Genomic DNA, 18,834 nt, shown 5'->3' with positions numbered 1-18,834 from the left:
CTCGGGTCGCGTCGGCCTCGGCGGCCGTGAGCAGTTGTGCTGCCTTGTCTGCTCGCCGAGTAGCTGCTGCTGCGTCGGCTTCGACTTTTGCGAGGTTGATCTCGCCGATGGCTGTGTTGAATGCTTGATCTGCCCATCGACTGATCTCGCCGGGGTTCAGCGGTATCGAGGCCAGCAGGGCCATCGGGACGCGGCCCAGCACGGCGCCGTGCCCAGTGTTGAACTCTTCCAGCGTTCGCTGGGCGTCGGCGTCTTGCGTGTCGACGAGTTGCTGGTCTGCCTCGACCTGCTGTTGAGCGTCGCTGAGTTCTGTCGCGGCCGTGTGGTGTCTGCCTTCAGCCTGGTCTTGTGCGCGTTGCCGGGCCTCGACCTCGGAGTTCGCTGCGTGGATCTTGTGTATCGTGGTTTCTCGCTGGTGGACCCAGGTGGACACCGCCTCGGCCGCAGCGGGAATGCCGTTTGCTTCAAGGTGCGCATCCTGATCGAGCCCTGCGGTCAGCAGGCTGGTTACTTGTCGTATGGGTTCACAGAAGGCCTCGGCCTTGACCACCTGGGCGTGCTCGCGTGTCTTGTTGGCAAGCGTCGACACGTGCCGGGCGTTCGTCGTGAAAGCCTCAGTGGCCTCGTCTTGCTCCTTTCGGGCGCGACCAGACTCTTGAAGCCGCTGATCTGCATGGGAGGCGGCGAGTCTTGCTGTCTCCTGGGCGGCTTTGACCATTCCGGTCATCGCCGGCAGGTGTGCGCCCGGATGACCTTGCGTTCGGTTTTTGAGTACCTCGGCGCTGATGCGAAGCTTCGCCAGTTCTTGCTCGGCCTCGCGGTGTGCCTCGTCCGCCGCGGTTTGTCGGCGCTTTTCCTCACCGGTTTCGCGTTCCAGGTCGGCGGCCGCTTTTTCGGCTCGTTGGACCTCGGCAGCAGCAGCCAATACGGCGTGAGCGATGACGGCTGCGGCGTTGTCGGCATAGCGGACGTACAAGCGGGCGAGCCGAACCAGCAGGTCGCGTTCGTGACCAGCTTTGTCGAGCTTGCCTTGCAGGTCCTCGAGCTGACCGAGGTTGTTGGCCAGCAGCCCGGTGTATTGCGATGGAAGGGCTGGCAGTGCAGATGTCAGCGTGCTGTGCATCTCGTTCGCCGTCATCCGGTCGTTGACGCGCACGCTGCGTAGCGCCCGCAGCACACTGGTCATCGCGTCCATCTGATCGCCGTCGATCATGGGGAATAGCTTCGCCCGCACGGCCTCGGCATAGGCCGAGTCGTCTTGAACGCTGGTGTGCTGCCGGTTGGCGGCTTTCAGGAGACGATCGTGCGAGGTGAACAGCTGCCCGTTGAGTGCGGTGAGCTGCTCGGTGAGTCCGTCGATGTCGGCCGGTACGGAGTCACGTTGAAGAATGAGCTCGCTGCCGACACGAGCGGGCGCGATGAACCATGCCTGTTCCAGTCGGTCGGCGTTAGCGCCGCGCCATCTGATCCACAAGCCGAGCGTGAGCCACTGCGTTACCTCGTCGGTGCCGCGAAGGCCGAACTCCAGCCACCAGAGACCCGTCTTCTCGCGATCCGGGTTGCGGTTGTGATGGCGATCGGCCAGGGTCCCACTGGCGCGCTGTGACATGGACAATGCGGCCGGGCGCACATCGCCGTCGAGCATGGTCGGAACCCAACCGCCGCTGGTGAGCGACTTGCCGGATCCGTTAGGGCCGACGAGGGCTGTCCAGCCGTCGCGGAACAGAAATTGTTCGTCGATCCATGCCCAGGAGTTCACCACTCCGGCCCGGACCGGCTGCCAGCGGCCGGTCGCGCCTGGTTCGGCGTCGACGTTCAGTGGGCGAGCGGTGTTGAGTCCATCGAACAAGGTGACCTCTGTGGGCGGCTTGAGCTGGTCAGTCATGGCTACCGTCCTGTATGAAAAGGTCGTCCGCGATGGGGGGTGTCGCTGCTTGTCGTTCAGGGTTGCTGGGGCGGACCTGCCAGTAGAAATGAGCGCCGGTGGGAACCCACTCGGCGGGATTGTCGGCTCGGCGAGCGAGAACACCGGCCCGTTCCAGAGTGACCAGCGCGTCCTTGGTCAGGGCTTGGATCGAGCCGGCGGTGCGGTGGCTTCTCGCCCAGTCACTGTGAGCGGACATCGCTTGTTCGATGACGGCTACGCATTGCTCAATTTGAACGCTTTCGGGCCTGTTGGCCCGGAGCCAGTGCACGATCAGGAGTGCCGCCTGTCCTCGGATGGACTGAGTGTGCGGGAATTCCAGATCCGTCGTGGCTTGATCAGCGTCGCAGGTGAGCCAGACATTGCGCCGTACGAAGCAGTTGAGTCCGGCCACCATCGCGGTCTGCAGGGCCTGCCGTCGTCCACCCGACGTGGAGAGATAGCGGGCCGCTGGGCCTTCGTGGTTGAGCGTTACGGCGGCGTCGTCGAGTACGGCCCGCAGCGCCCGGTGGCGCCGCTGCAAGTCCTGCTGGCTCTCGGAGGCGTGCTCAGGCAGGTCTTGCTGGTCCTGGCTGAGCACGGCGACGTGGGTCTTCGGCTGATCGAGGTCGATAGGCATCTGGGAGAGGGCTGTTACCGCGAGGAAGTCGTTCAGCCGTTCCGGGTCGCAAGTGATCACTACGTCATTGCTGGCGTCATGTTCGCCGGCCGTCAAGGGTCGATCGGTGCTGATCACATGCCAATGCCGCAGGAGCTCCAGCGCTTCGACGAACGCTCGCCGGTGCTGGTCGGCGCGAGCCTTCGTCTCGCCGGCTTCGGCGACGACTTTGAAGGCGGGCAGGGCGTCTCGCGCTGACTCGCCGGCGCACACTCGAATGACTTCGCGTTGCAGGTCGCCGTAAGTGGCCATAGGTCGCCGCCACAACTGTTCTCCGATCAAACTGAGCAACACCAGGACCAGCGGCGATGACGGGCCACCACCGGGACCGGCGAGCACGCAGCGGTCACGCGGTGGTGCCTGCCGGCGTTTGAACAGCCTGATGAAGCGCCCAAATTCCGATGTCTTGACGTGCCACCCCGCGTTGCTCTGGAACCAGCCAAGCAGCTCCTTGTCGCGGTGCCGAGCCAGCCGGTAGATGTCCGGCCTCGACTCCTCGGTCAGCAGCGGCTCCTTCAGAAGGGCCGAGATGATGGGCGTCAGCTCGCTGCTTTGGAGATCTTCGGGCAGGTCGAACGCGGTATCCAAGTCGTTCATCGCGTGCCTGCCAGCATGGGCTGATGGTCGATCTGTGAGATCTCGATCAGGACGTCGGGCGCTGTGAGGAAGCCATCACCCGCACGCACGCGGTGCACCACGCCAGGCTGGCCCGGGGCCAGCCGAAGCCGGCATCGCAAAGTCAACGCCTCGCCGTACCCAAGATCGGGATCGAAACTGTCCATCGCCTCTTCGATCAGCTCGACCAGGATCTCGAGGTGCTCGTCGTCGACGCCGGTGAAAAAATCTAGGTTTACGATCCCCGGGGTCACCAAGCCGGCAGACAAGTCGGCCCAGCGCGCCATTTCTGCCAGGGCCGCCTGTTCCTCGGCCTCTCGTTTGAGGGCGAGATTCTCCAGCTGCCGGGCGGCGCGCGGGCCCGGGGTCACCGTGGCCGGCCGACGGCCGAGCACGACATGTGTGGCGATGCCGAGTGTCTGCTCGGACCATTCCGCCGGACGCACGTCGTCCTCGTCGCTGATTCCTCGGGGATGCTGAGCGGCCCACAGCCCCGTCGCCGCGGCGAATACCGCATACGCGTCGGAGTCGTTCTCCTGAGCATGGATCATGTAGGCCAGCTGCCGGAAGTCCGCAGCGAGATCACTTGCGCGGTGGGCGGCATGGTAGCGACGCATGATGGCAGACAGCAGGGCGTCGATGGCGAAGTTCGCCGAGTCGATGATCTTGTCGATGTTGCCGCCCTGCACGAACCATGCGTCCAGACTTTCTAACTGCGTCACTGCGTCATCGACCCAGGCCGTGGTGTCGGCGAACACGGCGCCGGCGCCCGGAGCGGCGGCCTCGGCAATGACGTCGTACCCCGTCAGGCGGACGTCGTCCAAACTTCGCCGTAGAGGGATCAGCGCTGCTTGCGTGTGCTGAACGAATTGCCGCAGCACCGTCATAATTCGGCGCCGGCTTTCGCCGAACACCTCATCGTCAGTCACGTCGTGCTGGTTTAGCATGCGAGTCGCCTCGTAGTAGTCACCAGCAGCATTAAGAAGCTGCGCGACATGCGACCGCACCGCCGCAACATCCAATGCCAGCCGCATCGGCTCGTCGTGAAAGTGCAGGAGCAGCTGACGCAACGTCTCTTGGATAGAATCGATCAAACGCGGCGGCAGGGCGAGCACACGATTAAGGTCAATAATTGCATCCCGGACCGACCGTACGATAATGCGGCCCGTTTTACTGAGTGACCATGCCTCCTGTCTGCGGTTGCCGTCCCGTAATTCCTCTCGCGCGGCCGTGGGACTCAGAAACACCAGAACAAGCCGCATCTGAACCAGCTCGTCCAGGCGGTCACGGAGAAGCTCCGAGGTCATCGGCTCCCGATAGCCCTCATCGGCCATCTGCGCCGCGATGTCCTGCATGGTGGACATCGCAGAGGTGCCGCTGAGCCGGAGCAACGCAGACAGAACAGCCGCGTAGTCCTCGCGGGCGTCACCACGAGGCTCCCCGGCAAACCTCCACATATCCGGCTCGATGCCCCGCCACCAGTCCGCATTCATGATCCTCCCCAGGGCGCTTCTGATTCGGGCAGGAGTTTGGCAGGTGGGTACGACAAAAATGTGCCTGCGTACACATGTTCTATCCCAGCGAGTTACTGCGATCTCCGAAACTGCAGTTCAGGGAGCCTGCGAGACGATGCAAGTGGTTCCAAGATCACGGCAGGACACCGCTCTCCTGTGGAACGGACGTGCTAATTCGATGGCCGGTGCGGGCGCGGTGCGCCCGTTGGAGAAGCGGATCATCCGACCGGGCGCGTGCATTTTAGAGTGTGATTGACCTGCCCAAATGCACCGAAGGATTCGATCATGTCAGCGGTTTTTCGCGCATCTTTAGTTGGCCGGGGACCGCGGGCACGGTTCCCGGACGCGGAGCGCTGTCAACGAAGCATTAGCTGGCGGTGCAGATGGCGTACGGTCAGCTCACCGAGCGCTGCGCCGGTACCGAAGAGAAGTCCGGCGACGAGCACGCCCACGCCCGCCAGTACCGGCCGGGCCGCCGGTGGCATGGCAAAGCCCCATGGCGCCAGCATCGATGGGTGGTCCGCTGGCAAGCCAGGGTCGGCGAGTAGACGCCGCAGCCGATGAGCTGGAAGCACCAATGTCAAGAACCGCAACGACAGTCGGCGTACCGTGGAGCACATAGATGGGACCGGCATTCCATAGCCGGGTACGCGGGGTGAGAACCTCCGGCTGATCCCGCCGGGCACGTCGCGCGCGGTGACCACCTTGGGCAGCCCGCACCGTGCGGGCCTGGCACCGACGTAGCCCCCGGGATCGGACCTCCCGACCGCAGGGTGCGGTTCGGGGGCGAGTAGCCCCAGGCGTAACCGAGGGCACGAGCCGACGAGGAAACCGTCATGGCCCGACCTGAACCGATGGATCAACAGGCCGCCGACCGCATCAGCGCTGCCGCTGACCGCGACCCCGACTCGCCGACCGCGACCAGCGGCTTTGACGACCGGGCGCAAGAGGCCGCCGACCGTAATGATGCGCCGGAAGACCCGTACGACTACGACGACTACGACGACTACGACACCGAGTAGCCGCGTCCACGCACGGTGCGCCGTCACCTCACACCAGGCGGGGCACCGTGATCCGGCAGTGACCGCTGGAAGATTTGGAGCGCTCCGAGCCGGTGAGCTGGGCGTGCTGCCCGCCTTGTCTGCGGGGAGTTTAGCGTTGCGGTATGACCCCAGACGCGATGATCCAGGCTGCTCTTGAGGTAGCAGAGGAGGGTCTGGCCCGTGGTGAGATGCCGATCGGAGCCGTTGTGGAGATGGGCGGGCAGATCATCGCTAGCGCGTACACCCAGGACCGAGCGCAGGGGCGCCGGCTGGTGCACGCCGACCTGCTAGCGATGATCGCTGCGGACCAGGCGCTTGGCTGGCGGCCCCGCGCGCATCGGTTACGGCTGGCGGTGAACCTCGAGCCGTGCCTGATGTGCCTGGGCGCGGCGATGGCGCTCAAGGTCGACGAGGTGTTCTTCGGACTCGAGTCGCCGGCCGATGGCAGCTCCGGCATTGCCGCGGCGTGGCCGCCTAGCCCGGACCTGCCTTGGTACGTGCCGCCCTCCATGACGGGTGGTATCCGCCGCGCCGAGGTACAAGATCAGTTCCGACGCTACTGCGAACGCAGCGAGGATTCGGGGTTTCGCCGCTGGGCCCGCACTCTGACTGAACTGCCCTGAGCACACTCTCCCGGACGCGGGTGGGACTGTCGCTCTGATCGCAGCCATCGGCGTGCCCCCACTCCCGCAGCATCACCCGAATCCATGCTGAGGCGACGGCCGCCGCTGGCGGTCAGCCGATCGGCGGCGGGCCCGGGATGGCAATCACGGCCAAGGATCCCGGCGGGACGGTGCGCTGAGGGTGAGGCCGTCGCGTAGCAGCGGTAGCAGCCGGTCGGGGTCGGTGAGCAATCCGCCACCGTCGTACGGCCACATCGCCGGATCGGGGAAAGTGATGCCGAAGTAGGTCGTGTCCGGGTGCAAGTCCCAGGTGGGGTCGACGACGACCCCGTCCGGTGTGACACACCAGCCGTGCGGCAGCGGGAGCAGCTGGGCGCCGGCGGTCACGGTGGCGAACCCTTCGGCGTACATCAGGCCGTCGGTGGCGTAGGTGGCTGCGGTCGAGGCGGCATTGCCGTAGCAAAGCCGGTCCGGCAGTTTCAAAACCTCAATGGGCCGCGCCGCCGCAGTGAAGAACTCGCCGTGCGCGTCGAGCAGGTGGTAGGCCGAGAGGAAAGCCCAGCCGTTCGGTCGGGCGTTGACCTCAGCGACGGTGGCGCAGCCGCGCAGGTAGGACAGCAGGGTGTCCTGTGGCGGGGACAGGTCGGTGTCGCGTAGTTGCTCCAGCGTCATCGCCGCAGAGACTCCTCTCGGATGTCCTGGTGCATCGTAGACCGGTCATGATCACACCGCGGCTCCTTCGCCGCTCGGGAACGCACCATTGACCTAGTGGCGGTGCCCGCAGGGCCGGTAAGGAGCTACGGCGTGCAATTGGTCAGATGCAGGTGCGGTCGGTGCTGCGGGGATCGTCGACGCGGCGGGCCGCGTAGATGTCGCCGGCCCGGGCGGTCCGCCGCCAGGGCCGGGCTTTGTTCAGGGCGATGTCGAGGGCCGGGTCGGCGCGGTCAAGGTCAGCGATGATCAGGTCCTCACCGTCGGAAGCGGCCTGGTGCAGCACTGTGCCGTGCGGGCCGATCAGCGAGGACGGCATCGACGCCGCACATTGGGCTGGCAGGGCGGTGCTGATCCAGAACCCGTGGGTGGCGGCGTACCCGCGAGCGATCACCTCGAAGATCGGGTCCTCGGAGAAGGTGGAGAACAGCACCGTGTCGACCTCAAGCCCCCCGAGTTCCGTCCACAGCTCAGGGAAATTGACCTCGATGCAGATCAACAGCCCCAGACGCCAGCCATCGACCTCGACCACGCAGGCCCGGGTGCCGGGGGTGTAGAAGCCGTTGACCTCGTTATGGGACAGGTAGCGTTTGTCGTAACGGTCAACCATCTGCCCGCGGTCGTTGATCACCCAGAGGCTGTTGTGCGGCCGGTGGCCGTTGCTGAGGCGATGGTTGCCGCCGACTACCACCCAGATACCCAGTTCGGCGGCCAAGGTCATGGTGTGCTCGAGTTGCTCGGTGACTGGTGTCCAGTCGATGTGCCAGCCGGTGAAGTGGCTCTTGGCCGGACCGATGTAGCCAGTGTGGGCGCCCTCTGGCAGGTGGATCAGCCGGGCGCCCGCGCCGGCTGCGTCGCGCATCGCTGCCCGGATCGCGGCGCCGTTGCGTTCCGGGTCTGTCGTCACCCGGGTTTGGCCGATAGCGATACGCAGCGGCGCGCTCATCGCGGCGCCCGGCCGGGCATCCGCTGGTGCTCGTTGAGAAGCTGTAGATGGGTGCCGAAGCTGGCGGTCAGGCTATTCAAAAGGGCTTCCCCCTTGGCGGCGGTTGCCACTGAGGGTCTGCCGATGACGCCGCTAGATGTGTAAGCGCCCATACCGTCGATCAGCAACAGGGACCGATCGCCGGCGACATGGTCTTGCTCCAGTGCCTCGTCACGCAGGACCTCGGGGTATGCCTCGGCGAGGATGGACGCCTCCAGCTCGCCGGCGTGCATGTCGTCGTGCGCGGAGGTCTCGAGCTCTGCGTCACGACGGGCGGTGTCCCAGTCCGTCCGGGTCGGGTACAGCGTCATCGAGCGAGGCGTGTTCGCGTTAGCGGCTTGGACCACGTTGGCCAGTACGTAGTTGCCGCCGTGAGCGTTGACGATCGCCAGGCGGTGCATGCCTTGGGCGTGCAGGGAGCCGGCAACGTCGGTGACGATGGCCGACAGGGTCTGGTGGCTGATGCTGACGGTGCCGGGCCATGCAGCGTGTTCGTGGGAGCAGGACATCGTCACCGCCGGCAACAGCAGCACGTTGTAGGCGGTGGCGATACGTGTGGCGATGGCCGTCGCGATGAGGGTGTCGGTGGCCAGCGGTAGGAAATCGCCGTGTTGCTCGAAGCTGCCGACCGGCAGGACCGCGGTAGTCGGACGTTGCTGCCGTACGTCAGCGGTCGTCGTGCGCGATGTCAGATCCACCGGCTCATCCTGGCATCTCCGCGGCTCACAGGTGGTCAACGAAGGCGCTGCCCGTATCTGCGCGCCCTCGCCGATGGCGACGAGGTGGTGGCGCTACCACCCGATTCAGCTGCAACAGTCCTGGCCGTGCTGTCGGGTCTGGTCAACGGTGCTGAGGCGGATTGGACTACGCGCAGGTCGCGACGGAGGAGGTCACCGCGTCGTAGCCGCCGCTAACGGGCAGGGCCACGACTAGGGCCGCTCGTCGGTGCTGCCCGGGGCGGGTTGGCCAGCGGTTCTGGCGAGGTGCCCCGAGTTGCCGAGTGGTTAAAATGGCCGACATGTCGGAGGTCGATGACACCGTCGCGGACTTCGTTGACGCCTCCGCGTCGGGGCTGGGCAAGGCCGACCTGATCTTTGTGTTCGGATCAACCCTGCCCGATGCTGTGGCGCCGGCCGCGGAGGTCTTCCGATCGGGGCTTGCGCCGCTGATCGTTCTCACTGGAGGTCCGAACCGCCGTAAGCCTGATCAGGTGGAGAGCGACGTGCATGCGCGGCTGCTCCAGTCGCAGGGAATCGCGCCGGAGCAGATGCTCGTCGAACGACGTTCTCGCACCTCCGTGGAGAACGTGGCCTTCGCCCGCCCGCTCATCGAGGAACGTCTTGACGCGGTACGAACGGTCGTCGTCGTGGTCAAGTGGTGGCAACGGCGACAGGTGCACGTGCTCGCCGCAGGCCTGCCTACCGTCGAACGGATCTACGCCGCCATTTGGAATCCGCCCGCCCGCGCTGACGGGCGCCCCTATGACCGGACGAGTTGGGCTTCGAGTTCAGATCGGCCGCGAATCGAAGGCGAGTTCGAGTACCTGAAGAAGCTCTTGAGCAATGGCGACTTACCGCCGCTATCCCGCACGGAGGCGGGCTGGACTCGAACGAAGCCAGGAGCCTGACTCGTCGGGCAGCGGAGACGTCACAAACTTCCCCCCTCTGCCCTACCGCGGCATCATCGAGCCGTAATCACGGAAAGTGGGCGAGAATCTGTCCAGCAGTCGCGTCGCCGGTCGCGGCGGCATTGCTGCGTTCGCGGCGAGGGTGATCCCACCCGCCGTGAGCGTGGTTTGGGCGACCCACAGCGCTAGCTGGAGCAGGGCCAGCGCCAGTCCGCGCCACGCAGAGCGAGCGGTTCACCTACAGGTGCGGCGGGCCACCAACGAGTGCTACTAGGCGGTCGGCTGGGTGAGCAGCCGGCCTGCCACGGGCTCGGCGCGGTCGAGGTGAACCGGCGCCTCGGCCTGTCCCACGACCGCTACGACCTGGCCAGCAGCCACGGCCGCCGCCACGAGCTCGACGCGAAGACGGTCTGATCGGCGCTGCCGGCTAGCGGCGGGCCAGCTCCACGGAGAGCACCCGGCGTAGGGCGGTGACGACCTCGCCGGGTGCGAACCGTTGTGCCGCCTCGCGTTCAGCACGGGCGACAGCACCGAAGATGCGATCCTGGTCGACCACCCGCAGCGTCGCCACGAGCCAGCCCTCCAGGTCGATCAGATCCTCCGGCAAGTCCAGAGCTTCCGGTGGCGGCTCGGGAGTTGGTGTACTCGAGGCGGGTAGCGGCTCTGCGGCTGAGGCGTATCGGCCGGGTGGCAGGCCGACCCGGTAGGGGTGGACACACACGGCGGTACCCGCCTGGTCGACGCGCCAACCGATCTGCCGGTCGTAGGCGATCTCCTGGCTCGGCCGGGCCACTACATCGAACGCGCCAGGGCCCAGCGCCTGAGCTGGGCACACTGCGCAGGTGTCCTCGCTCCATCGCGCCAGCGGCCCACCCATCCCGCAATCGTACGGAAACAGCGACGCGACCAGCCCGCAGTCAGCCGGCGGACACCGCGCGCATCGATGCCGAGATCAGCAGCGACACGGCAGAGCGAGCCCTCGTCGCCTCCTCGGTGAAGCTGCCGACCGTCATACTCACCCGGTGAGGGTATGGGCCGGCATCCGGGCAACCACGGGTGGCTGAGCGACCGTTTGTCTCCGACGGGTGAGCCTGTCGGGACGTGATAGCGGACCCGGCGCGATGCTGCTAACGTCGGCAGTGGCGTGGCCCACCGCCGAACCTCCTGTGACCGTCCCCGACGCGCGGTCCTCGACGGAGGCAAAGGGACTTTTCAAAGTACCGGGTCGCTGTCCTGGATCGCATGTTCCGGACGTCTTGATCGCTCGGGGGATCGACGCACGGGACAGCGGAGGGCCCCATGACAGCAAACAGGAACTTCAAACACCGGGTACGCACCCGAGCCGCCAAGACTGGCGAGTCCTACACCGCTGCGCTACGGCACTTCCGCACGACTCCGCCAGGAGAACCGATGCCGAAGAACACGCCCCTGCGACTGGCCGTCGCCCAACTCACCGTCCACCCCGACCCGGGCGACACCGCAGCCCTGCGCGACAGCGGCGAGCAGATCCGTCGCCTGATGCGCGACGCCCACGCTGCTGGAGCCCGGCTGCTGCACCTGCCCGAAGGGGCGCTGACCTGCCCCAGCAAGCAGACCATGTCGACCACCGGCGCCGATCACATCGGCCCTGCCGACTGGGACCGGGCCGACTGGACCACGCTCGCAGTCCAACTCCAGGCGATCGCAGTCCTCGCCGGTGAACTACGGCTGTGGACCGTTTTGGGCTCGGTCCACCCGCTGACCCCGCCCCACCGACCGCACCTGAGCCTTTACGTCATCTCCGACCAGGGCAAGATCGTCACCCGCTACGACGAGCGGATGCTGTCGCACACCAAGGTCAGCCACATGTACACCCCCGGCTCGACCCCGGTCACCTTCACCGTCGACGACGTCCGGTTCGGCTGCGCCATGGGCATGGAAGCAGCCTTCCCCGAGATGTTCCTGGAATACGAGCGCCTCGACGTCGACTGCGTCCTGTTCTCCACCCACGGCCCGGGAACGCCCACCAACAACGGCCCGTTCGCCCTGCAGTCCCAGGCCCTCGCCGCCGCCAACAGCTACTGGGTCAGCTACGCCAGTACCGCCCAGGACGCACCCAACGCACCCTCCGGCATCATCACGCCCGAGGGTGACTGGCTCACCCAATGCCCGCCGGAACTCACACCCGCCATCACGACAGCCGACCTGAACCTCTCCGCCGACAACCACGCCCGCCCGTGGCGCAGAGTCGCCCGCAGCGGCCTCTACACCCAGTACCAGGCCCTCACCGATCCTCGGAGCCTCGAACGGGCGCGGTCCTGAGTCAGTGAACGTTGCCGGCCGGCGGAACGCGCCGGCCGGCAACCGTCTGGCTTGTCCGCAGAGCTGCCGGGCTCACGCAGTCCGAGCTTGGACAGCGTTGCGGCTACTGCGGGTCCGTGGTGTCGCCACTCGAGCAGGGACCGCCGCCTCTGCACGACATCACCGTCCGGCGCCGCCGCGCCGCCGCGCCGCCGCGCTCACCATCTCCTGGAACATGCTCGGCCTCGCCGGCGCCGCCGGCCGACACGTCCGTGCGGGGTCCGCGTGGCCTCGCCCCGCGGCCGCTACTCTGCGAGCAGGAGAGGCGGTGAACTGATGAAGCGACGGACGTTGCTGACCGGGACCGTGGCCGCCGGTCTGACCGTGGCCGTGGGTACTGCGGGTCAGCTCGACCCGATGCTGCTCGCCGCCGGCACATCCGCCGAACCGTGGACAACCGGCCGGGCAGCCGCCGCCCTCGACGCTGCCAGCAGCTCCTACACCGACTCCCGGTACGCCGCCGCATCCGAGCTGCTTTCACCACTGCTGGCCGCCCTGCACGCCACCCATCAGACGGCCACCGGCACAGCCCGTACCACCCTGGCCGAGATGCTCGCCCGCGCGTACGCGCTCGGCTCCTCACTTGCCACTAAGTACGGCGATGACGCGGTGGCGCTCACCCTCGCCGACCGCGGCCTTACTGCAGCGCGCGCGACCGGACATCGGATCACGATCGCCGCGTCCACCCATGTCCTCGCGATCACCATGCGCCGCGACGGCCACCACAAGGGGGCCCTGCACCTGCTGTCCACCGCTGCCGACCAGCTCGGCGCCGATCGCGGCCAGCCCGGCCTAGAGGTCATCGGCGCCTACGGCAGCCTGCTCTGTACCGCGGCGTACACCGCTGCTCAGGCCGGCGACCGGGCCGCCGCGGACACCTACCTGCGAGAAGCAGCGGACGCCGCCACCCGGATCAACGGAACCGCCCGGCACGGAATGCTGCCGTTCAACTCAGCCACGGTGGACGTCTACGGCATCGGCGCCTACACCGCGCTCGGCGAAACCGGCACGGCCCTCACTCATGCCGCGGCGGTGGTGCCCGCCCAACTGCCGACAACGGAACGCCGCGGCCGGTTCCTGGTCGACGCCGCCCGCGCCTGGCACCGCCACGGCCGGCCAGACCGCGCCGCCCACGCGCTGCTCGCCGCCGAGCGCCACGCCCCAGAAGAGATCAACCGACCATCGGTCCGCGAACTCGTCACCACGCTCGTGTACGCACCGACTCCTACCCCGTCTGAGCTGCGCGCTCTCGCCAGCCGCATCGGAGCCAGATAGTCAACTCGTGACCTCAGCCGGTGGGTCCCAAGCTCGCGAACACCCGGCGTCCGAGCCCACCTCGGTCACCAAGGCAATCGCGCCCTGGTCGGAACCGCTACCGCTGTCGCTGTGCGTCTCGACCAGGCCGGGACAATAAAAGTGTGCGTGTCGCACGGCCCCGACGATCTAGTCGCCCTGCTCCAGCGCCGCAACCCCACTGGGGCAACTGCGTGCTGTTTGACACCCTGCATGATCCGTTCCGACGTCGGCCGATCTGTGGCGGTAGTGATCTCATTCTGTGCCGTAGTACCCCGAATTCACGGCACCAGGCCGTATCGGTGCCGCCGGTGACGTCGCCGTCCTGTACTGCCTCCGGCACGGCGGCGGTGTGTGAGGCTGACCTCCGTGACGGTGTGGTTGTTGGTGGGGTTGACCGGGTCGGGTAAGACGACGTTCGCGCGGCGGTTGGAGGCTCGTGGAGTCGTGCGGCTGAGCGTTGATGAAGAGGTCTTCGCCCGGCATGGCCGCTACGGGATCGACTACCACGAATCGGAGTATTTCGCGAAGGAGGCTCCAGTCGTCCTGGACACGCACCGCCGCCTAGCCGCACTGGTTGAGGCTGGCCGTGACGTGGTGCTGGATGCGGGGTTGTGGCGGCGTACGGACCGGGACGAGACGAAGAAGCTCGTCGAGGCGACGGGCGGCTCATGGCGGTTGGTCTACTTCGATGTGGGCCGGGACGAGTTGTTGCGGCGGCTGACCGACCGCAATCAGCGCGGGGATGCGAACGCGCTTCGGGTGACGCCGGAGGCGTTGGACGATTTCACCGCCAGGTTCGAGGTTCCGTCCGGCGAGGGCGAGGAACTCTTCCACGACGCGTTGTCGTGATCGCTACGGCAGATAGTCAACGTCGGTGCGGGAGAACACGAGGTCGCTGAGGTCCTTGAGGCCCATGTAACCCGCACGGAGCAGGACGGGCCAACTAGGCTGCAGCACCGCGTCCGGATACCTGTGCTCCTGGCAGTCGTTGGCCAGCAGGAAGGAATGGAAACCGCAGGCCGGCAGCGAGTCCAGAACCGCAGCAAAGTACGCACTCCGGCTGGCCGGCCCATGTTCTGGTGCTCGCCTCGGACCCTCCAGCACAACCGCGAAAACCGTCGAACTGATCCGTTCAGACCGCTCCGACCCTCGGGCGCGATTCACGATATGAAGCGAATATGAGCGTCCGGTGTGTAGCGGCTTGACCCTTATCATGGCGACATGCGCGTTCTCGTGGTTGGTTCTGGTGGTCGTGAGCATGCCCTCGCCTCGGCGCTCGCCGCCGATCCATCGGTTACGGCGGTGGCCGCGGCTCCCGGTAATCCCGGGATCGGCCAGCTTGGCGAACTCTTCCCCGCGGCGCCCACCGACGCCGACGCGGTAGCCGGCGCGGCGACCGCGTTCCGGGCTGACCTGGTCGTGGTCGGCCCGGAGGCTGCGCTTGTCGCCGGTGCCACCGACGCCGTGCAGGCCGCTGGAATCGCGTGCTTCGGGCCAACGCGTGCGGCGGCGGAGTTGGAGGGTTCCAAGACGTTCGCCAAGGACGTAATGGCCGCCGCCGGTGTCCCGACCGCCCGCTCGTACTCGTGCACCACCGAGGAGCAGGTAGCTGCGGCGCTGGACGAGTTCGGCGCCCCGCACGTGGTGAAGGATGACTCCCTCGCCGCCGGGAAAGGCGTCGTGGTCACCGATGACCGGTCGGCCGCGCTCGAGCACGCCGCCGGCTGTGACCGGGTGGTCGTCGAGGAGTTCCTCGACGGACCAGAGATCTCATTGTTCGTGGTCACCGACGGAACTACCGCGGTGCCGATGCTGCTCGCGCAGGACTACAAGCGGGTCGGCACCGGTGACACCGGACCGAACACCGGCGGGATGGGCGCGTACGCACCGATCACCTGGGCCGGCGACGCCATGGTCCCCGACGTGCTGGAGAACGTCGTGCACCCGGTGCTGAAGGAGATGGCCGACCGGGGTGCCCCGTTCGCCGGCCTGCTGTACGTGGGGTTGTGTCTCACCGATCAGGGGCCGCGGGTCATCGAATTCAACGTCCGGTTCGGAGACCCGGAAGCGCAGGTACTGCTGCCGCTGCTGCGCACCAGCCCCGCCGAGTTGTTCTACCGTGCTGCCACCGGCACCCTGGAGGGGCTGGAGCCGCTGCGCTGGCACGATAAGGCGGCGGTCACGGTGGTGATCGCCTCGAAGGGCTACCCCGAACAGCCGAGTTCCGGAGATTGCATCACCGGCGTAGACGGACCCGGCTACCTGCATGCCGGCACCCGACTGACCCGAGAGGGGCGGCTGGTGACCTCCGGCGGCCGGGCGCTCTGCTGCACCGCGTTGGGCAACACTCTCGACGAGGCCCGCACGGCTGCCTACGAGCTCGCCGGTCGGGTCACCCTCGCCGGCGCGGTGATGCGGTCCGACATCGGCCTACCGTCACCGTTGACCGGGCAGAGGTAAGCCTCTGGTGACGTGATCCAGGTGTGCATTGACGGCGTCGGAGTCCTTAAAGACCCCGTGCAAAGCAGCCTGCCGTGACGTGCTTGATCTGCGACTGTGCTGGGCACCCGAAAGCCCGATGGCCTGGCACGGTCGGGGCAGGTCATAGGTCTACCGAGGTGCGGAAGTCGGCGAACCGCAGTCCGGTGAGCTGCTCGTAGGCCAGGATGTATCGGCCCGGGTTGCTGCCACCACCTCGTCGGGCAGCGCGGCCGGCTCACCGCGCAGACCGTTGCTGATCAGCCAATCGCGCACCGCCGAACTGAGATCCTTCGCGACATCACCGACCGGTACGGGCAGCTCACCAGCCAGAGCAGCGGCAGCGACCTGCCGGCCCTCGACTACCACTACCGCCTGCACCTCGACGACGATCACGAAGCCGGCCAGATCGGCGGCCTCAGCGTGGAAGCCGCTCAGATCGAATGACTCGCGCAGTTCATCAGAAAGAGCGACCTGTACGGCTTCGACCTCCCGCAGACCGTCGAGGGATTCCTGCAGATCTTCGGTGCGATGACACACTGGTGGACCCAGTTAGCCCACCGTGCGAAGGACTTTGCCTGATGCCCAAAAAGTCTACTGCAGCCACCGAAACGTGGACCGGCACCTGCCTCTGCGGCGCTATCCGCTTCACCGTCAGCGGGGAACCCGACTTCCCCCATCTGTGCAGCTGCTCTCACTGCAAGACCCGCGGTGGTAGCCCCATGCAGTGGTGGATCGGCTTCCCGCTCTCCAGTCTGACCTGGACCGGCGAAGGCGAACTCACCTGGTACGACACCTTCCCCAGCGGAACCAAGCGAGGGTTCTGCCCGGTCTGCGGCAGCCACATCGCCGCGCTCGATTACGGCGACACCACGATCGGCATCAACGTTCCCGCGCTCGACAACCACGACGATCCTCGTCTCGTACCGACCAGCCAATCGTTCAGTGATGATGCGGTCACCTGGCTGCCCCGGGTCACCGCCGGCCAGCACAGCACCGGGGGCTGATCCCAGCGTCCGAGTAAGACAGCTGCGACGGCTTTTCGCCCGGGTCCGCGGGGCCGACCAATGCGGACCGCAGGCCATGCACAGCGCACACCCGCCACCCGATCACCGGGCCAGCCGGGCTCCCGAGCCCCGGAGGTGGTCGCTAGCCTGCCCGGGGCCACTGGCCGCCGCTCGGCTGGCTCGCCCACGACCTTGACGATCACGGCACCGCCCGCCGTCACCTGACCCAAAGCCTCGTGCTTGCCCGCCGCGCCGTCGCGCTACCGCTGCTGGCCAACGGCTACTACCGGCTTGGGCGGGTCATCGCCGGACACCGCACCGAAGAAGCCATGCACCTGTTCGGCCTCGGGCAACTCGTCGCCCAGCAGTCCAGCTGCCACGCCAGCGTGGCGATCCTGCACGCCAACACCGCCTGGGCACACGCTCTGCTCGGCCACGACCGGCACGTCGTCAACAGCCACACCCGGGCCCGCGATGAGCTGCGCCACGCCGACCCGGGCACCGCCCCCACCTGGACCCAATTCGCGCTCGCACCCGCCGATACCCACGGCATCTCCGCAGTCTTCTACGCCGAACTCGCCCACCACCCCGGCCAACACCGCCACGCCGACACCGCCCTCGACCACGCCCACCACACCGTCACCCTGCGTCAACCACAAGATCAACGATTGCGGATCTTCGACCGCATCTCCCTGGCCACCGCGAGTAGTCTTACCGGCGACCACGCCGCTTTTGGCCGCAACGCCGTCGCGGCCGTCGACCTCGCGGAGGATGGAATGGCGTCGGCACACGTACGTGACCGCCTCGACGCGCTGTGGCAGCTGACACGACCACACACCGCCGAACCCGAGTTCGCCACGTTCGGCCACCGGTTCCAGACCAAGACCGTCTGATGGCAACCGGCCTGTCCACCACGGTCGAAGCGGAACTACGTGACCGGCTCAGGGTCGTCTGCCAGCACGCCGGTATTCCGACCGATAGCGCGACCCTGATCAAGTACACGATGAACGCCGTTTTCCGCGTCGACGACTACGTAGTGCGCCTGGCCCGCGGCGACCACGCCCGCACCCTCGCCCAGCGCACCACCGTCCTTGCCGCGGAACTCGCCCGCCGCAACATCCCCACCATCCGCCTAGCAGCCGAGGTCGCGCCGACACCAGTCCACGCCGGCGACTGGGTCGCCACCTTTTGGCAGTACGTTCCTACCGCCAACGAAGACCCTTGGCCTGTCGACCTCGCCGTACCGCTGCGCGCCCTCCACGCCGTTGACCGATTCGACACTGCGCTATCCACCTGGGACACCATCACCAAGATCCGCCGCCGCATCGCCAACGCGGCGAGCCTGCAGCCCGCCGCCGCAGCCGAGCTGAATAAGTGGTCCAACGCCGAGCTGGGCATACCCGCCGGCCACCTACTCGAAGTGCTCCGCGACTGGTGCGACGACATCCAGCGACAGCTGCCCGCGATCCGCTGGCACTTGCCAGCCGGCCCCGTGCACGGTGACGCCCATACCGGCAACCTGCTGCTACGACGCGTCCCCCACCGCCCTGCAGCCGATCCGAGCGCCCTGCTTTGCGACCTGGACGGGCTCAGCGAAGGCCCCCGCGAATGGGACCTCGTCCCGACCGCTCACGGCACCACCCGCTTCGGCCGGCCCCGCACCGCCTATGACGCATTCGCCGACGACTACGGCTTCGACATCCTCAGCTGGAGCGGCTGGCCACTGCTGGTTCGACTGCGAGAACTCCAACTGGTCACCAGCGTCATCGACTCGTTCACCGGACGCCCCGCCGTCGCCAACGAACTCGCTCTCCGGCTCCGTTCACTATTCGCGGACGACCCGGCAGTCATCTGGACCCGCTACCACTAATCAGAGGTGGGTCAATTCGACCGGAGCACCTGCCTCAGGGGCGGTGACGAATCTACCGGGTGGGAACGATCCGCGAGTTCCTGCCTTAAACCACCCCGGGCAGCATGACACCGAGCTTGGCGAGTCACGTCCCAACAACCGTT

Annotated in this window: 17 protein-coding genes and 2 pseudogenes; 11 read left to right on the top strand and 8 right to left on the bottom strand. The window is 66.9% G+C overall.

Features of this window, described 5'->3' with window-relative positions:
• The 3 genes and pseudogenes from Afe05nite_RS30485 to Afe05nite_RS30475 all read right to left on the bottom strand — a co-directional run.
• Window positions 1-1,885 (bottom strand): annotated as a pseudogene (locus Afe05nite_RS30485) (hypothetical protein); the annotation flags it as partial.
• Window positions 1,878-3,179, bottom strand: a complete 1,302-nt coding sequence (locus Afe05nite_RS30480) for a DUF2398 family protein (RefSeq protein WP_203820687.1) — start codon at window positions 3,177-3,179, stop codon at window positions 1,878-1,880. The pseudogene Afe05nite_RS30485 and the gene Afe05nite_RS30480, both read right to left, overlap by 8 nt.
• Window positions 3,176-4,690, bottom strand: a complete 1,515-nt coding sequence (locus Afe05nite_RS30475; RefSeq protein ID WP_203820686.1) for a DUF2397 family protein — start codon at window positions 4,688-4,690, stop codon at window positions 3,176-3,178. The genes Afe05nite_RS30480 and Afe05nite_RS30475 overlap by 4 nt, the downstream gene beginning before the upstream one ends.
• 857 nt (window positions 4,691-5,547) lie before the next feature.
• On the opposite strand from Afe05nite_RS30475, the gene Afe05nite_RS30470 reads away from it, so the two are divergent.
• Together Afe05nite_RS30470 and Afe05nite_RS30465 are read left to right on the top strand one after the other, a co-directional pair.
• On the top strand, window positions 5,548-5,733 hold the full coding sequence (locus tag Afe05nite_RS30470) for a hypothetical protein (RefSeq protein WP_203820685.1): 186 nt from the start codon (window positions 5,548-5,550) through the stop codon (window positions 5,731-5,733).
• 143 nt (window positions 5,734-5,876) lie between these two features.
• Window positions 5,877-6,377, top strand: coding sequence for a nucleoside deaminase (locus Afe05nite_RS30465; RefSeq protein ID WP_203820684.1), 501 nt, complete (start codon window positions 5,877-5,879; stop codon window positions 6,375-6,377).
• A 144-nt stretch (window positions 6,378-6,521) separates the two neighbouring features.
• On the opposite strand, the gene Afe05nite_RS30460 is transcribed toward Afe05nite_RS30465, so the two are convergent.
• The 3 genes from Afe05nite_RS30460 to Afe05nite_RS30450 form a co-directional block, all read right to left on the bottom strand.
• Complete coding sequence (locus Afe05nite_RS30460) at window positions 6,522-7,049, bottom strand: hypothetical protein (RefSeq protein ID WP_203820683.1); 528 nt, start codon at window positions 7,047-7,049, stop codon at window positions 6,522-6,524.
• 142 nt (window positions 7,050-7,191) lie between these two features.
• Window positions 7,192-8,034, bottom strand: coding sequence for a carbon-nitrogen hydrolase family protein (locus Afe05nite_RS30455; RefSeq protein ID WP_203820682.1), 843 nt, complete (start codon window positions 8,032-8,034; stop codon window positions 7,192-7,194).
• Complete coding sequence (locus Afe05nite_RS30450) at window positions 8,031-8,771, bottom strand: creatininase family protein (protein ID WP_203820681.1); 741 nt, start codon at window positions 8,769-8,771, stop codon at window positions 8,031-8,033. Before Afe05nite_RS30450 ends, Afe05nite_RS30455 begins: the two co-directional genes overlap by 4 nt.
• A gap of 320 nt (window positions 8,772-9,091) precedes the next feature.
• On the opposite strand from Afe05nite_RS30450, the gene Afe05nite_RS30445 reads away from it, so the two are divergent.
• Both Afe05nite_RS30445 and Afe05nite_RS30440 read left to right on the top strand, forming a co-directional pair.
• Window positions 9,092-9,700 (top strand): YdcF family protein, encoded by a 609-nt coding sequence (locus Afe05nite_RS30445; RefSeq protein ID WP_203820680.1) that lies wholly within the window; start codon window positions 9,092-9,094, stop codon window positions 9,698-9,700.
• A gap of 264 nt (window positions 9,701-9,964) precedes the next feature.
• Window positions 9,965-10,114, top strand: a complete 150-nt coding sequence (locus Afe05nite_RS30440) for a hypothetical protein (RefSeq protein WP_203820679.1) — start codon at window positions 9,965-9,967, stop codon at window positions 10,112-10,114.
• Between the two features lie 13 nt (window positions 10,115-10,127).
• Here the strand turns inward: Afe05nite_RS30440 and Afe05nite_RS44865 are convergent, their stop codons facing one another.
• Window positions 10,128-10,577 carry a hypothetical protein gene (locus Afe05nite_RS44865; RefSeq protein WP_203820678.1) on the bottom strand — a complete coding sequence of 150 codons (450 nt, stop codon included), beginning with the start codon at window positions 10,575-10,577 and terminating at the stop codon, window positions 10,128-10,130.
• Window positions 10,578-11,110: 533 nt separating this feature from the next.
• Between Afe05nite_RS44865 and Afe05nite_RS30430 the strand changes: the two genes are divergently transcribed.
• From Afe05nite_RS30430 to purD, 4 genes are all read left to right on the top strand, one after another.
• Window positions 11,111-12,001: a carbon-nitrogen hydrolase family protein gene (locus Afe05nite_RS30430; protein ID WP_239118297.1), complete on the top strand. Its 891-nt coding sequence runs from the start codon at window positions 11,111-11,113 to the stop codon at window positions 11,999-12,001.
• Window positions 12,002-12,316: 315 nt separating this feature from the next.
• Window positions 12,317-13,315, top strand: a complete 999-nt coding sequence (locus Afe05nite_RS30425) for a hypothetical protein (RefSeq protein ID WP_203820676.1) — start codon at window positions 12,317-12,319, stop codon at window positions 13,313-13,315.
• Window positions 13,316-13,702: 387 nt separating this feature from the next.
• Window positions 13,703-14,185, top strand: coding sequence for a P-loop nucleotide/nucleoside kinase family protein (locus tag Afe05nite_RS30420; protein ID WP_203820675.1), 483 nt, complete (start codon window positions 13,703-13,705; stop codon window positions 14,183-14,185).
• Window positions 14,186-14,557: 372 nt separating this feature from the next.
• Entirely contained in the window at window positions 14,558-15,796 is a 1,239-nt protein-coding gene (gene purD / locus Afe05nite_RS30415) for a phosphoribosylamine--glycine ligase (RefSeq protein ID WP_203820674.1), read from the top strand.
• Window positions 15,797-15,946: 150 nt separating this feature from the next.
• Here the strand turns inward: purD and Afe05nite_RS30410 are convergent, their stop codons facing one another.
• Window positions 15,947-16,354, bottom strand: coding sequence for a hypothetical protein (locus tag Afe05nite_RS30410; RefSeq protein WP_203820673.1), 408 nt, complete (start codon window positions 16,352-16,354; stop codon window positions 15,947-15,949).
• On the opposite strand from Afe05nite_RS30410, the gene Afe05nite_RS30405 reads away from it, so the two are divergent.
• The 3 genes and pseudogenes from Afe05nite_RS30405 (at window position 16,258) to Afe05nite_RS30395 (ending at window position 18,691) form a co-directional block, all read left to right on the top strand.
• Window positions 16,258-16,821, top strand: a complete 564-nt coding sequence (locus Afe05nite_RS30405; RefSeq protein ID WP_307835659.1) for a GFA family protein — start codon at window positions 16,258-16,260, stop codon at window positions 16,819-16,821. The two genes, Afe05nite_RS30410 and Afe05nite_RS30405, sit on opposite strands and share 97 nt — an antisense overlap.
• A gap of 182 nt (window positions 16,822-17,003) precedes the next feature.
• A pseudogene (locus Afe05nite_RS30400) lies at window positions 17,004-17,714 on the top strand (NsdA family TPR-like regulatory protein); the annotation flags it as partial.
• Window positions 17,714-18,691, top strand: a complete 978-nt coding sequence (locus Afe05nite_RS30395; protein ID WP_203820670.1) for a phosphotransferase — start codon at window positions 17,714-17,716, stop codon at window positions 18,689-18,691. The pseudogene Afe05nite_RS30400 and the gene Afe05nite_RS30395, both read left to right, overlap by 1 nt.
• The last annotated feature ends 143 nt before the right edge of the window (window positions 18,692-18,834 follow it).

The sequence above is a fragment of the Paractinoplanes ferrugineus genome, assembly GCF_016862195.1.
Taxonomy (GTDB): Bacteria; Actinomycetota; Actinomycetes; order Mycobacteriales; family Micromonosporaceae; genus Actinoplanes; species Actinoplanes ferrugineus.
The sequence above is the reverse complement of the archived record's forward strand: the minus strand, read 5'-3'. Positions and strand labels throughout refer to the sequence as shown.